We start from the raw sequence: 12,781 nt of genomic DNA, 5'->3' as shown, positions 1-12,781 counted from the left end.
CACGGTATGAGCGACGAGCACGGGCACGAGCACTCGCGCGACGGCGACCACGACGACCACCCTCACGACGGCGACCACGGACCCGGCAGCGACGACCACCACGCCGACGACGCCGACCGGGTCGCGGTCGCGGTCCTGACCGTCTCCTCGACCCGCAGCGTCGACGACGACCCCGCCGGCGACGCCATCGTCGCCGCCGTCGAGGACGCCGGCCACGAGGCCGTCCAGCGGGCCGCCGTCCCGGACGAGGCGGCGGCCATCGAGGCGGCGACCCTGGCGGCGTTCGACGACGCCGGCGCGGACGTGGTGGTCACGACGGGCGGGACCGGGCTGACGCCCGACGACGTGACCCCCGAGGCCGCCCGCGGCCTGTTCGACCGCCGGGTCCCGGGCTTCGGCGAACTGTTCCGCTACCTCTCCTACGAGGACGTGGGGCCGATGGCGATGGCCTCGCGGGCGACGGCGGGCGTCGTCGACGACGGCCTGCTGTTCTGCCTCCCTGGCAGCGAGGCCGCCGCCCGCCTCGGGGCCGAGGAGCTGATCGCGCCGACCGTGGGGCACCTGCTCGGGCTGGTCCGGCGCTGAGGGCGAAGGTACAGGGTTTTGCCTCCGGACGCGGTACCACGGCGTATGACCGACGACCTCACGCACGTCGACGACGAGGGCGACGCACAGATGGTCGACGTCGGCGAGAAGGACGACAGCCAGCGCCGCGCGGTCGCGCGCGGCGAGATCCGCCTGACGGAGTCGACGCTGCGGGCCGTCGAGGACGACGCCGTCGAGAAGGGGGACGTGCTGACCACGGCCCGCATCGGCGCGATCCAGGCCGTCAAGCACACCTGGGAGACGATCCCGATGTGCCACCAGATCCCGGTCACCGACGTCGCGGTCGACTTCGACCTGCTGGAGGACGGCCTCGCGTGCCGGGTCGCCGTCGAGACGGTCGGCAAGACCGGCTGCGAGATGGAGGCCCTGGAGGGCGTGACCACCGGCCTGAACGTCGTCTGGGACATGGTCAAGGCCGCCGAGAAGGACGAGGACGGCGAGTACCCGACCACGGCCATCGAGGGCGTCGAGGTCGTCGAGAAGTCCGTCGACCGCTAGCGCCAGGGGAGCGTCCACAGCGCGTGGACGACCAGCAGCGTCCCGACGGCGACGCTCAGCAGGACGACCGCGACCGGCAGCGCCGCGTCCAGCCCCTCCGAGATGAACGAGGTCCAGATCTGGACCGGCAGCGTCCGGGGGTAGTACGCCAGCATCATCGTCGCGCCGAACTCCCCCATCGCGCGGGCGAACGTCAGGACGAGGCCGGCGACGATGCCGGGCTTGGCCAGCGGCACCGTCACGTCGCGCATCGTCGCGGGCCAGTCCCGCCCGAGCGTGCGGGCGGCCTCCTCCAGTTCCGTGTCGACGCTGTCGAAGGCCGCCTTCGCCGTCACGACGAAGAAGGGCGCGGCGACGAACGTCTGCGCGGCGACGACGCCGCCCAGCGAGCGAGTGAGTTCCAGGCCCGCCACCGCGGCCAGCCCGTCCGGTCCGACGACGGTCAGCAGGAGCATCCCCGACACCACGGGCGGGAGCACGAGCGGGAAGACGACGACGCCGAGCGCCGCCGTCGGCGCGGGCCCGCTCGCCCGCGAGAGCCAGTAGGCGAGGGGCAGTCCGAAGACGAACGCGACGGCGGTGCTGACCGACGCGCCCGCCAGCGAGGTGGCCGCGGCCTCGACGACGTAGCCGGCCGTCACCGCGGAGGCGAGCGCCGTCGGCGAGTAGGTGACGAACAACACCGCTACCGGGACCAGGAAGTACAGCAGCAGGACCGCGCCGAACAGCGTCACGACGTGGCGCAGGTCCAGCTCCGGCGTCGCAAGCCGACTACGTCGGAGTGTCCGGGACATCGCCCTCCATCCGTGGGTAGGTCTCCCACCGGATAAAGCCGTGTTCGTCGAGCCAGTCACCGGCGAGCATCGCGTCGAACACCGCCCGCGCGGCGTCGGTGTCGCGGCGTCGCGTCGCCGCGTACTCGATGGGCGCGCCCTGGACCACGTCGCCGTCGGGCAGGTCGTAGCTGACCCGCCGGTAGGCCTCGGCGTGGGCCGGGTCGCCGAGGTTGATCGCCGGCGGGAGCTCCCTGAAGGGGTAGTCCCGCTCGACGGCCATGCTGCGGTAGACGACGGCGGCGTCGATGCCGCCCGTCTCGAACTGCGCGAGCAGTTGCGTCTCCGGGTACGTCTGTTCCGGGCCGAGGACGGCCTCGGGGAGGCCGGGCCGGTCGTAGCGGGCGGCCGCCAGCCGGAGCGCGAACAGCGTCCGGTAGCCCAGCGGGTCCAGCGTCGGGTCGGTCCGGCCCAGCGCGACGCCGTCGCCGGTCAGCGGCTCGTACCAGCGGTCGGCGTCCCGGACCCGCCGGCCGCCCGCGGTCGCCTCGGTGTACGCGACCACGAGTTCGTTGCTGGCGACGACGGCGTACCACGGCGGGTCGAGGACCCCCGAGAACAGCGCCGGGTCCGCCAGCGCGACGACGGCGGGGTCGCGGTCGCCGCGGGCGACCAGCCGGGCCGCGTGGACCGAGCCGTGGGCCTCGACGGCCAGCTCGCGGTCGGTGCGGGCCTGCAGCGTTTCCGCGGCGGCCTGCTGGAGGCTGCCGGCGACGAGCACGCGGACCCGCGACTGGCCGCGGCCGACGCAGCCGGCGACGCCGGCGAGCCCGGCAGCGGCGCTGGCGAGAAAGCGTCGTCGCGTCGCCGCCCGGTCGTCGCGCCCCATCGTTCGCGTCTACCGGTTCGATCCTCATACGTCTGCCTGCTAACGCCTTCGGTCCGGAGCACTGATCCCGGGCGCGGGCCACCGTCCGGTATGCGCGAGGCCCACCCCATCGAGCGGACCGTCGGTATGGCACACTACGTCAGCGACGCCGACGGCGTGGGCGGCCGCCTGCGGGTCGCCCCGGAGGACTTCCGCGTGACCGAACTGGAGGCGTTCGACACCGCGCCCGTCGACGCCGACACCGGCGGGTACCCGCACCTGGTCCTCCGGGTCGAACTCCGCAACTGGGACACCAACGACTTCGCGAGCGAGCTCTCGGACCGGCTGGGGGTCTCCCGCGAGCGGGTGTCCTGGGCCGGCACGAAGGACAAGCGCGCCGTCACGCGACAGCTGTTCTCCGTGAAGGGGATCGACCCCGGCGACCTGCCCGCGATCGACGGCGCGACCGTCGAGGTCGTCGGTCGCGCGGGCCGACCGGTCCTGTTCGGGGACCTCGCCGGCAACGCCTTCGAGATCCGCGTCCGGGACGCCGACCGGCCCGAGAACGCCGCCAGCGTCCTGGCCGACCTCCGGGCGTTCGCGGCCGGCGAGGACGGCGACGGCGGCGACGCCACTCCGACGCTCCCGGACGGCGAGCGGACCGTCGGCGTCCCGAACTACTTCGGCCAGCAGCGCTTTGGCTCCCGACGGCCCGTCACCCACGAGGTCGGTCTCGCCATCGCCCGCGGGGACTGGGAGGGGGCGGTCCTGGCCTACGTCGGCAACCCCAGCGAGCGAGAACCCGAGGCCACGCAGGACGCCCGGGCCTACGCCGAGGAGACCCGCGACTGGGCGGGCGCGCTGGACCGCCTGCCCCGGTCGCTGGGGTTCGAGCGGTCGATGTGTCACCGGCTGGCCGAGTCCGCCGACGGCCCCGGGGACTACCGCGCGGCCATCGAGGAACTCCCCGAGAACCTCCAGACGCTGTTCGTCAACGCCGCCCAGTCGTACGTGTTCAACCGCGTCCTCTCCGAACGGCTGGCGCGCGGGCTGCCCTTCCACCGGCCGGTCGAGGGGGACGTGGTGTGCTTCTCCGACAGCGAGGCACCCGACGACCTCCCGCTGCCGGACCCCGACCGGACCCAGCGGGTCGACGCGTCGCGTCTGCGGACCGTCGAGCGCCACTGCGAGCGCGGCCGGGCGTTCGTCACCGCGCCGCTGGTCGGCACCGAGACCGAGCTGGCCGACGGCGAGCAGGGCGACATCGAGCGGGCGGTGCTCGCCGACGTGGGACTGGCTCCGTCGGACTTCGACCTACCCGGCGCGTTCCACAGCACGGGGACCCGGCGGGCGATCCTGCTGCGGACCGACCTCGGCGTCGCCCGTCAGGACGACGATCTGGCCTTCTCGTTCGCGCTGCCGAAGGGCAGTTACGCGACGGTCGTGTTGCGGGAGTTCCGGAAGGGCGACCCCGACGAGTGACGCCGACGGGCGCGAGCCCGAACCGTCTCGCTTATCCGCGCCAGCGACCGTACGGCCACGTATGGAGTGTCGGCAGTGTGCCACACCGCTCGACCGCCCGGGCGACTACTGCCTGGTGTGTCACACCGCCAACGCCGACGCCGTCGTCCTCGAACTCGGCCGCGAGCGGGCGACCGTGACCTGTATCGCCGACGAGGCGGTCGTCGGCGAGCGGACGATCACGACCACGCCCGAGGACGGGGCGAGCGACGGCGACGAGGCCGCGGTCGTCGAACTGCGGAACTTCGCGGGCCTGATCGCCGACGAGGTCCGGCGCAAGCGACCCGACGAGGTGTACGTCACCGGCGAGCGCGCGGTCATCGACGCCGTCCGCGGCCAGCTGCACAACGAGTTCTACCGCGTCGAGGGCGAGGCCCCCGTCCAGCGCGTGCTGGACCGGCAGGGCGAGCCGGCCCTGGAGGTGGTCGAGGCCGCCCCCGCGGAGAAGCTGGGCGGGAGCCACTCGACGCTGATCGGCGGCCGCGCCGGCCAGCGGGCGGTCCAGACCGTCGCCGGCCACCCCCACGTCAAGAAGGTCATCCCCGGGCCGATCGACGCCGGCGGCTCGGGCTCCCGGACCGGCGTGCGGGCGAAGGCGACCCGCGCCGACGCCAACGGCAACGTCCGGGTGCTCATCCGCGACGGCTCCAGCGTCCAGGAGAACCGCGTCGTGACGACGGCCGGCGACCGCGAGCTGGGCGAGCACGTCCGGGCCGACCTCAACGAGGCGCTCGTCGAGGCCGAGCTGCAGGAGGAGTGAGTCGGTCGGCGACGCCGGCGAGCAAGACCTCCCGCTCCGCGAGGCGGCCGCTGGTCGGTGATGCGACGCGGTCGAGTCCGGCCCGGAGCCCGTCGGCGGCCATCGGCCGCCCGTTCGGGCCCGAGCGGTCGGGCTGTCAGGCCAGCTCGGCGAGCGCCAGCAGGACGCTCGGTGCCACGAGCAACACGAGGCCCGCGACGACGAGCAGTGCCGGCACCCAGAGCAGCCCCATCTCCGTGAACAGCCACAGTCCGAGCCCCGCGAGCAGCGCGAGCAGCCCGACGAGGCGCAGTAACCACGTGACGATGCCCTCGAACCCGGAGTCCGCGACGACGTCCGCGACTTCGAGTACTTCGTCCATGGCAGCCTGTGCTTTCACATCCAGGCAGATAGGTGCTGTGGCAGGGCGGCGGGGCGCTCCCACCCATCCCCGTCTCGAAGGGCTTATGTGGCCGTTGGGCCGACAAGAGAGTACTATGGCCGAGAACCAGGGACGAACCGGGAGCGCCGGCCGATTCGGCGCTCGGTACGGTCGTGTCGCCCGCCGCCGCGTCGCAGAGATCGAGTCGGAGATGAACGAGGACCACACCTGTCCCGAGTGCGGCGAGGACCGCGTCGACCGCGCCGGCACGGGCATCTGGGAGTGCAGCTACTGTGGCTACAAGTACACCGGCGGCAGCTACACGCCCGAGACCCCCGGCGGCAAGACCGTCCGTCGCTCCATCCGCGCGGCCCTCTCCGAAGAAGAGGACTGAAGCCGCTCCAGTCACTTCCTACAGCTATGAGCTACAAGTGTTCTCGCTGCAAGCGCGACGTGACGCTCGACGAGTACGGCGGCGTCCGCTGTCCGTACTGCGGCCACCGCGTCCTGCTCAAGGAGCGGTCCCCCGACGTCAAAGAGATCGACGTCAATTGACGCCGCCCCACCGCACCGTTCTCACGCTGGACTACGGGAGTTCGGAGCGCGCTCGCCGCGTCGAGCGCAGCGTCCGCCCGGAGATCGGCGCGATCGACGGCGACCGCACCACGGCCGCGCTCGCCCGCGACGGGGCCGTCCTGGAAGTGACCGTCGAGGCCGACGACCTGGTGGCGCTGCGGGCCGGCTGTAACACCTGGAGCTCGCTGATCGGGGTCGCCGAGGCGGCCGGCGGCGACTGACCGCCGCTGTGGCGTGAAACTGACCGACAGTGTCTTGTCCGGGGGACGTGTGATTCCCGTCAACATCTCACAGACACGCTCACGATGACAGAACGACCACCGAGCGGCGAGTCGAGGCCTGCCCCCCTTCGGCCGGGCCCGGTCGGGGACCGACTCGACGTGTTGTACGTCAGTGGCGACGCGGCGACGCGCGAGACGAACCGAATCGCGATGACGCGCGAACGGCCGGAGCTGACCGTCTCGACCGCGGGCTCGACCGCGGCAGCGGCCGACGTCGCGGCGGCGACGGCACCGGACTGTGTGGTCGTCCAGCCCGCGGAGCTCGGCGATCCGACCGAGCTCCTGTCGATCGTCGACTGCCCGACCGTCCTCGCCGTCGAGGAGCCGCCGACCGGCGACGGAGCGCTCGCGGAGGCGGCGACGACGGTGGTCCCGACCGACGCCGCCGACGGCGCGGCGCTGGCCGAGCGAGCGGTCGCCGTCGCCGACGACGGGAGCGCCGACAGCCACGGAGCGGTCGGGGCCGACCCCGGAAACGCCCGCACCCGACTGCTGGAGGGGCTGCTCGAGGAGTTCCCCGGGGGAGCGGTGTTCGTCGTCGACGAGGCGATGCGGTACACGAGCGCCGGCGGGTCGGCCTTCGAGGACGCCAGCATCGACCCCGAGGACCTCGTCGGCCGGACACCGCGGGAAGTGTTCGACCCACCGCGGGCGGAGCGGCTCGAACGTGCCTACCGGACGGCACTCGACGGAGAGGCGTACACGTACGACACGCAGTTCGAGGGCCGCGAGTACGAGGTCCGGACGGTCCCACTGCGGGACCACGAGGGGACGGTGATGGCGGCGCTGACGATCGCCCACGACGTGACGACCTACCAGCAGCAAAAGCGGGAGCTCTCGGAGACGAAAGAACGGCTCGAACTCGCGCTCGAGGGGGCCGAACTCGGCGTCTGGGACTGGAACGTCCAGACCGGGGAGGTGACCTTCGACGAGCGGTGGGCGGGGATGTTGGGATACGTCCTCGACGACCTCCCGGCGCGAGTCGAGACCTGGGAGGACCTGGTCCACCCGGACGACATCGACCGGACGTGGACGGACATCCAGACGCACCTCGACGGCGGGACCGACATCTACGAGAACGATCACCGGCTGCGGACGAAAGACGGCGACTACAAGTGGATCCGTGACATCGGTCGCGTCTTCGAGCGCGACGAGGACGGCGACCCGGTCCGGGCGGTCGGGATCCACCAGGACATCACCGAGCGCAAGAAGCGCCAGCGCGAGGTCGCGGCACAGCGCGACGAGCTCGCGACGCTCGCGCGGGTCCAGTCGCTCATCCAGGACGTCATCCGGGCGCTGGGGTCGGCGGCGACCCGCGACGAGATCGAGACGACGCTGTGTGAACGGCTCGTCGAGTCGGACCTCTTCGAGTTCGCCTGGGTCGGCGAACCGACCGGTGCCGACGACCGGATCGCCGTCCGGACGAGCGCGGGCGGCGAGGCCGACTACCTCGACCTCATCCACAGCCGCGCGGACGAGGAGACGAGGGCCAACGGTCCCGGCGCGCGCGCCTTCGAGACGGGCGAGACACAGGTCGTCGACGACGTGAGAGCGGAGTCGACCATGTCCGGCTGGCACGCGGAGGCGCTGGACCGAGGGTTCCGGTCGGCGGCGGTCGTCCCGCTCCGACACGAGGAGGCGGTCCACGGCATCCTCGTCGTCTACGCCGCCCGGACCGGCGCGTTCGGCGATCGGGTCGTCGAGAGCTTCGAGGTCCTGGGCGAGACGGTCGGGTTCGTCGTCGGTGCGACCCAGACGCGACAACTGCTCTCGGAGGACCGCGTGCTCGAACTGGAGTTCGCGGCCGACGGCACGGAGACCTGCCTGGCCGCGGTGGCACAGGCCCACGGCTGTCGGTTCGAGGCCACCGGCTGCGTCCCCGTCGACGACCAGATGCTCCAGTACCTCGACGTGAGCGGCGCGCCGGCCGAGCGGGTCGTCGACGACCTCCGCGACCGGGCGAAGGTTCTGGAAGCGCGGGTCGTCAGGAGCGACGACGACGGCGGGGCGCTCGAACTCCGCACGACCGAGACCTACCAGTCGCTCCTGCTCGACGTGGGGGCCCGTCCCGTCGAGGTCACGGCGGACGAGACGGGCACCACAGTCACCGTCGAGGCACCGACCGATGCCGAACCGCGGACGATCCGCGAGCGGCTCGCCGAGGCGGGAGAGTCGTTCACGCTGACCGCGAAACAGGAGCGCGAGCGTGGCTCCATCGGCCCGCCCGACGAGTCGACACTCAGGGACAGGCTCACCGACCGACAGCAGGAGGTCCTGCGCGCGGCGTTCCTGGCGGGGTACTACGAGTGGCCCCGGGACACGACGGCCGAACAGCTCTCGGAGACCCTTGACATCTCCTCGCCGACGCTCCACCAGCACCTCCGGCGCGCCCAGCGGAACCTCCTCGACGCCCTGTTCGACGGGTGATGTCCGCCTAGCTTTCTAGGTGGTACGTTGATGTGTCTCACTCACTAGGGCTTAGTCGCCTATGAGCGACCAGCCACGAGCAGGTCCGGAACGGGAGGAGTGGCAGGGGATGACGCCGGAGGACCGCGGGCTCACGACGCCGATCGTCGACGACGCGTTCACCGTCCTGTCGGACTGGCGGCGGCGAGCGGTCTGTTATCACCTCTCCACCAGCGACGACGCCGCCGTCGAGGTCCGCGCGCTGGCGACGGCGGTGGCGAGACGGGGAGCGGAAAGCGACCTACCGGAGTCGGAGACGACGGTCGAGGCCGTTGAGACGGCGCTGACCGAGACGCACTTGCCGTTCCTGCACGACCTCGGCATCCTCGACTTCGACGAGCGGAGCGGCGCTGTCAAGTACTGGGGGTCGCCGACCGTCGAGAAGTGGGCGACCCACGCCACGGCGGTCACGGAACGCGACGAGTTCTGATCGATAGCTCCTTTCCCCTCGCCGCCCTCTGTCGGGTGTGCACCTCCCACCGGTCGGACTCGGAACGATGGGGATCGACGACCCGGCGACGGTCACGGCGGCCGTCGACGCCGGCTACCGACACCTCGACACCGCACAGATCTACGACAACGAGGGCGTGGTCGGGAGCGGCGTCGCCGCGGCCGACGCCGACCGCGGCGATCTGACGGTCGCGACGAAGCTCTGGATCGACAGCCTCGCGAGCGCCGACGTCCGTCCGGGGACCGAGGCCAGCCTCGACCGGCTCGGACTCGATCGAGTTGACCTGCTGTACGTCCACCGACCCCGCGGCGACTACGATCCGGCGGCGACGCTGCCCGCGCTCGAGGAGGTCCGCGAGGCTGGCCTGACCGACCGCGTCGGCCTCTCGAACTTCGAACCCGACCAGCTGGCGACGGCCCGCGAGCACCTCGACGCCGTCGCCGCCCACCAGGTCGAGTTCCACCCCTTCTTCTGGTCCGAGGACCTGCTCGCCGACGCCCGGGAGGGCGGCTACCCGCTGGTCGCGTACTCCCCGCTGGCGGGGGGCGCGGTGTTCGACGACCCGACGATCCGCGCGATCGCCGACGACCACGACACGTCGCCGGCGGCGGTCAGCATCGCCTGGGCGACCAGCTACGACCCGGTGGTGACGATCCCGAAGGCGTCGAGTCGCGCACACCTCGAGGCGAACCTCGCGGCCGCGGAGCTGGTCCTGACCGACGACGAGGTCGCCCGCATCGAGGCCATCGAACGCGAGGCGGAGCTGTTCCCCGAGTAGCGGGCCCCGTAACGGCTCGCCGACACGGCCGTACCGATACGATTCGGGTCTGTCCGTTTATGCGATAGCTACGTACGGTCAGTGTATGGCACTCGCATCAGCGGCGTCGACCGTCCCGCTCCAGGCGACACAGTCGGAGGTGGCCGAGGCCATCGCGAACGACGTGCTGCTGGCCTCGTCGCTCTGGGTGAACATCGCGCTCGCCGGGCTCTCGATACTGCTGTTCGTCTATATGGGGCGGACGGTGACGACCCCACGGGCCAAGTTCATCTGGGCGGCGACGCTGTTCGTCCCGCTCGTCTCGATATCGAGCTACGCGGCGCTGGTCTCGGGGCTGACGGTCGGCTTCATCGAGATGCCCGCTGGCCACGCGCTCGCCGGTCAGGAGGTGATGAGCCAGTGGGGCCGGTACCTCACCTGGACGCTCTCGACGCCGATGATCCTGCTGGCGCTCGGCCTGCTCGCCGACGTCGACCGGGCCGACCTCTTCACCGTCATCGCGGCCGACATCGGGATGTGCGTCACGGGGCTCGCGGCCGCGCTCGTCACCTCCTCGTACGGCCTCCGGTGGTTCTTCTACGGCATCAGCTGTGCGTTCTTCCTCGTCGTCCTCTATGCCATCCTCGTCGAGTGGCCCAGCAACGCCGCGGCCGCCGGCACCGACGAGATCTTCGGGACGCTGCGGGTCCTGACGGTCGTCCTCTGGCTCGGCTACCCGATCATCTGGGCGGTCGGCGTCGAAGGGCTGGCGCTGGTCCAGTCGGTCGGGCTGACCTCGTGGGGCTACTCCGCGCTCGACGTCGGCGCGAAGTACCTCTTCGCGTTCCTCCTGTTGCGCTGGGTCGCGAACAACCAGTCGACGGTCGCCGGCGGCGCGGCCGGAACGGCGGGCGGCGACACCGCCCTCGCCGACGACTGAGCCCCACGCGTCGACGGACCGGCTCGCCCGGTCCCGTCAGTTCTCCAGGTCGTCGGCGACGGCGTACCGCTCGCCGATCCGTGTCAGCGTGTCGCGTCGGAGCGCCACGTAGAGCCCGAACGCGGCGAAAATCGTGGCGAGGTAGACGTAGATGGCCGGCTGCGAGAAGTCGGTCCCCCCGACCGGGAGCGTCCCGAACCGGCCGAACGGCGTGTAGAGGCTCGGCTCGGCGTCGCTGAGGGCGAGCGACGGGTCGATACGCTCCAGGGCGGGGTCGACGAGGAACGCGTACAGGAGGTGCGTCCCGACGATCGTCCCCGCCACCTCGACGGTGACGCGTCGCTGGCGGTCCATACCCCGCCTGACGACTGCCGCAACAAAAATCTCGGGCACTATCCGACGAGGCACGCGGGACGCCGCGTCCCGCGCTCGCCGCCGTCGCCTATGGCGACAGGCGCTGCCGGTCCGGCGAGACTCACTGCGTTCGTCTCGCTGGCTCTCAGGTCTTCGCCCTACGGGCTCAGACGCTGACGATCCCGCGGGAACACCGTCGGACTCGCGCCGCTCGTCCGACGAGCTCCCGCTCGACGGTCGCGCCGTCGCCTACGGCGACAGGCGCTGCCGGTCTCGCGGGAAGAGGACGGCCTCCCGGATGTTCTCCAGGCCGAGCATCGTCATGACGAGCCGTTCGCCGCCGAGGCCCCAGCCTGCGTGGGGGGGCATCCCGTAGCGGAACATCTTGGTGTAGTACTCGAAGGCCTCGGGGTCCAGCCCCTGCTGCTCGAAGCCCGCGACGAGCTGGTCGTGGCGGTGCTCGCGCTGGCCGCCCGAGACCAGTTCCATCGACGGGTGCATCATGTCGAAGCCGGTCGACACCTCGGGGTCGTCGTCGTGGTCCTTGATGTAGAACGGCTTGATCTCGCTGGGCCAGTCGGTGATGAAGTAGTGCTCGCCGACCTCCTGACCGAGGACGTGCTCGGCCTCCGTCGAGAGGTCGTCGCCCCACACCAGCGGCTCGTCGAGTTCGCCCGTGGCGTTGATGCGGTCGAGGGCCTCCTGGTAGGTCAGCCGCGGGAACTCGCCGCTGGGGGCCTCGAACGTCTCGTCGAGGCCCAGCGCCGCGAGCTGGTCCTGACAGTTCTCTTCGACGGCCTCGTAGGCGGACTTCACGACGTGCTCGCAGGCGTCCATCGCCTCGGTGTGGTCGTAGAAGGCCGACTCGAAGTCGATGGAGGTCGCCTCGTTGAGGTGCCGGGGCGTGTTGTGCTCCTCGGCGCGGAAGATGGGGCCGATCTCGAAGACTCGCTCTAAGCCGGAGCCGACCATCAGCTGCTTGAACAGCTGCGGGCTCTGGTTCATGAACGCCTCGCGGCCGAAGTAGGTGATGGGGAACAGCTCCGTCCCGCCCTCGGTGCCCGTGGCGACGATCTTCGGCGTGTTGATCTCCGTACAGCCGAGCGAGCGGAACGCCTCGCGGGCGGCCCGCAGGACCTCCGCGCGGATCTCGAAGACGGCCTTGACCTCGTCCTTGCGGAGGTCGAGCGTCCGGTTGTCCAGCCGGGTCGGTAGTTCGGCGTCGACCTTGCCGGAGGGGTCAAGGGGCAGTTCGGGGTCGGCCTCGGCGACCACGTCCAGCGAGTCGGGCGTGATCTCGACGCCGGTGGGGGCGCGCGGCTCCTCCTCCACGTCGCCGGTCACGGCGATGACGGACTCGCGGTGGACGTCCAGCGCCGTCTCCACGAGGTCGTCGTCCATCTCGTCTTTCTCGAACTTGACCTGGATCTTCCCGGTCGCGTCCCGGAGGATGAGGAAGGCGATGCCACCGAGGTCCCGTATCTCGTGGACCCAGCCGGCGACCGTGACGGTCTCGCCCGGCTCCGCGTCCGCGGTGTAGGTGCGGTCGTCCATACCTGCCCGTTTGCC

General features: G+C 71.5%; 16 protein-coding genes. 11 read left to right on the top strand and 5 right to left on the bottom strand.

Annotated features, from left to right (window positions below):
- Window positions 1–6: 6 nt before the first annotated feature.
- Both P0592_RS11735 and moaC read left to right on the top strand, forming a co-directional pair.
- A complete protein-coding gene (locus P0592_RS11735; protein WP_276271072.1) occupies window positions 7–585 on the top strand; it encodes a MogA/MoaB family molybdenum cofactor biosynthesis protein in 579 nt (192 codons plus the stop codon).
- A 45-nt stretch (window positions 586–630) separates the two neighbouring features.
- Complete coding sequence (gene moaC / locus P0592_RS11730) at window positions 631–1,104, top strand: cyclic pyranopterin monophosphate synthase MoaC (RefSeq protein ID WP_276271071.1); 474 nt, start codon at window positions 631–633, stop codon at window positions 1,102–1,104.
- On the opposite strand, the gene P0592_RS11725 is transcribed toward moaC, so the two are convergent.
- Window positions 1,101–1,898, bottom strand: a complete 798-nt coding sequence (locus P0592_RS11725; protein ID WP_276271070.1) for a molybdate ABC transporter permease subunit — start codon at window positions 1,896–1,898, stop codon at window positions 1,101–1,103. The two genes, moaC and P0592_RS11725, sit on opposite strands and share 4 nt — an antisense overlap.
- Window positions 1,876–2,766 (bottom strand): extracellular solute-binding protein, encoded by an 891-nt coding sequence (locus P0592_RS11720; RefSeq protein ID WP_276271069.1) that lies wholly within the window; start codon window positions 2,764–2,766, stop codon window positions 1,876–1,878. Before P0592_RS11720 ends, P0592_RS11725 begins: the two co-directional genes overlap by 23 nt.
- A gap of 90 nt (window positions 2,767–2,856) precedes the next feature.
- On the opposite strand from P0592_RS11720, the gene truD reads away from it, so the two are divergent.
- Window positions 2,857–4,227: a tRNA pseudouridine(13) synthase TruD gene (gene truD / locus P0592_RS11715; RefSeq protein ID WP_276271068.1), complete on the top strand. Its 1,371-nt coding sequence runs from the start codon at window positions 2,857–2,859 to the stop codon at window positions 4,225–4,227.
- 61 nt (window positions 4,228–4,288) lie between these two features.
- Window positions 4,289–5,026 (top strand): DUF2103 domain-containing protein, encoded by a 738-nt coding sequence (locus P0592_RS11710; protein ID WP_276271067.1) that lies wholly within the window; start codon window positions 4,289–4,291, stop codon window positions 5,024–5,026.
- Window positions 5,027–5,162: 136 nt separating this feature from the next.
- Here P0592_RS11710 and P0592_RS11705 read toward each other — a convergent pair whose 3' ends face one another.
- Complete coding sequence (locus P0592_RS11705; RefSeq protein WP_276271066.1) at window positions 5,163–5,387, bottom strand: hypothetical protein; 225 nt, start codon at window positions 5,385–5,387, stop codon at window positions 5,163–5,165.
- 85 nt (window positions 5,388–5,472) lie between these two features.
- Here P0592_RS11705 and P0592_RS11700 point away from each other — a divergent pair, with 85 nt between their 5' ends.
- From P0592_RS11700 to P0592_RS11670, 7 genes are all read left to right on the top strand, one after another.
- Window positions 5,473–5,781: a 50S ribosomal protein L37ae gene (locus tag P0592_RS11700; RefSeq protein ID WP_419181097.1), complete on the top strand. Its 309-nt coding sequence runs from the start codon at window positions 5,473–5,475 to the stop codon at window positions 5,779–5,781.
- A gap of 26 nt (window positions 5,782–5,807) precedes the next feature.
- Window positions 5,808–5,942 (top strand): DNA-directed RNA polymerase subunit P, encoded by a 135-nt coding sequence (locus tag P0592_RS11695; protein ID WP_162316872.1) that lies wholly within the window; start codon window positions 5,808–5,810, stop codon window positions 5,940–5,942.
- Window positions 5,939–6,184, top strand: coding sequence for a KEOPS complex subunit Pcc1 (locus P0592_RS11690; RefSeq protein ID WP_276271064.1), 246 nt, complete (start codon window positions 5,939–5,941; stop codon window positions 6,182–6,184). The genes P0592_RS11695 and P0592_RS11690 overlap by 4 nt, the downstream gene beginning before the upstream one ends.
- Before the next feature lie 159 nt (window positions 6,185–6,343).
- Entirely contained in the window at window positions 6,344–8,671 is a 2,328-nt protein-coding gene (locus P0592_RS11685) for a bacterio-opsin activator domain-containing protein (protein WP_276271063.1), read from the top strand.
- Between the two features lie 61 nt (window positions 8,672–8,732).
- Window positions 8,733–9,140, top strand: a complete 408-nt coding sequence (locus P0592_RS11680) for a DUF7344 domain-containing protein (RefSeq protein WP_276271062.1) — start codon at window positions 8,733–8,735, stop codon at window positions 9,138–9,140.
- 37 nt (window positions 9,141–9,177) lie between these two features.
- Window positions 9,178–9,939 (top strand): aldo/keto reductase, encoded by a 762-nt coding sequence (locus P0592_RS11675; RefSeq protein WP_276271061.1) that lies wholly within the window; start codon window positions 9,178–9,180, stop codon window positions 9,937–9,939.
- Window positions 9,940–10,024: 85 nt separating this feature from the next.
- The gene (locus tag P0592_RS11670) at window positions 10,025–10,858 is read left to right on the top strand and encodes a bacteriorhodopsin (RefSeq protein WP_276271060.1); all 834 of its coding nucleotides are present in this window, start codon (window positions 10,025–10,027) and stop codon (window positions 10,856–10,858) included.
- Window positions 10,859–10,894: 36 nt separating this feature from the next.
- On the opposite strand, the gene P0592_RS11665 is transcribed toward P0592_RS11670, so the two are convergent.
- Both P0592_RS11665 and aspS read right to left on the bottom strand, forming a co-directional pair.
- Window positions 10,895–11,212: a hypothetical protein gene (locus P0592_RS11665; protein WP_276271059.1), complete on the bottom strand. Its 318-nt coding sequence runs from the start codon at window positions 11,210–11,212 to the stop codon at window positions 10,895–10,897.
- A 249-nt stretch (window positions 11,213–11,461) separates the two neighbouring features.
- On the bottom strand, window positions 11,462–12,766 hold the full coding sequence (gene aspS, locus P0592_RS11660) for an aspartate--tRNA(Asn) ligase (RefSeq protein WP_276271058.1): 1,305 nt from the start codon (window positions 12,764–12,766) through the stop codon (window positions 11,462–11,464).
- Window positions 12,767–12,781: the final 15 nt, after the last annotated feature.

This window comes from Haloarcula litorea, assembly GCF_029338195.1.
GTDB lineage: Archaea > Halobacteriota > Halobacteria > Halobacteriales > Haloarculaceae > Haloarcula > Haloarcula litorea.
Note: the sequence above shows the minus strand (reverse complement) of the source record. Positions and strands in the feature narration are given on the sequence as shown.

Excerpts from the sequence above, each read along its gene's own strand:
- P0592_RS11670 (WP_276271060.1), top strand. The coding sequence starts at position 10,025 with ATGGCACTCGCATCAGCGGCGTCGACCGTCCCGCTCCAGGCGACACAG.
- truD (WP_276271068.1), top strand. The coding sequence starts at position 2,857 with ATGCGCGAGGCCCACCCCATCGAGCGGACCGTCGGTATGGCACACTAC.
- P0592_RS11705 (WP_276271066.1), bottom strand. The coding sequence starts at position 5,387 with ATGGACGAAGTACTCGAAGTCGCGGACGTCGTCGCGGACTCCGGGTTC.
- P0592_RS11700 (WP_419181097.1), top strand. The coding sequence starts at position 5,473 with ATGTGGCCGTTGGGCCGACAAGAGAGTACTATGGCCGAGAACCAGGGA.
- P0592_RS11665 (WP_276271059.1), bottom strand. The coding sequence starts at position 11,212 with ATGGACCGCCAGCGACGCGTCACCGTCGAGGTGGCGGGGACGATCGTC.
- P0592_RS11735 (WP_276271072.1), top strand. The coding sequence starts at position 7 with ATGAGCGACGAGCACGGGCACGAGCACTCGCGCGACGGCGACCACGAC.
- P0592_RS11720 (WP_276271069.1), bottom strand. The coding sequence starts at position 2,766 with ATGGGGCGCGACGACCGGGCGGCGACGCGACGACGCTTTCTCGCCAGC.
- aspS (WP_276271058.1), bottom strand. The coding sequence starts at position 12,766 with ATGGACGACCGCACCTACACCGCGGACGCGGAGCCGGGCGAGACCGTC.
- P0592_RS11695 (WP_162316872.1), top strand. The coding sequence starts at position 5,808 with ATGAGCTACAAGTGTTCTCGCTGCAAGCGCGACGTGACGCTCGACGAG.
- P0592_RS11725 (WP_276271070.1), bottom strand. The coding sequence starts at position 1,898 with ATGTCCCGGACACTCCGACGTAGTCGGCTTGCGACGCCGGAGCTGGAC.
- moaC (WP_276271071.1), top strand. The coding sequence starts at position 631 with ATGACCGACGACCTCACGCACGTCGACGACGAGGGCGACGCACAGATG.
- P0592_RS11680 (WP_276271062.1), top strand. The coding sequence starts at position 8,733 with ATGAGCGACCAGCCACGAGCAGGTCCGGAACGGGAGGAGTGGCAGGGG.
- P0592_RS11710 (WP_276271067.1), top strand. The coding sequence starts at position 4,289 with ATGGAGTGTCGGCAGTGTGCCACACCGCTCGACCGCCCGGGCGACTAC.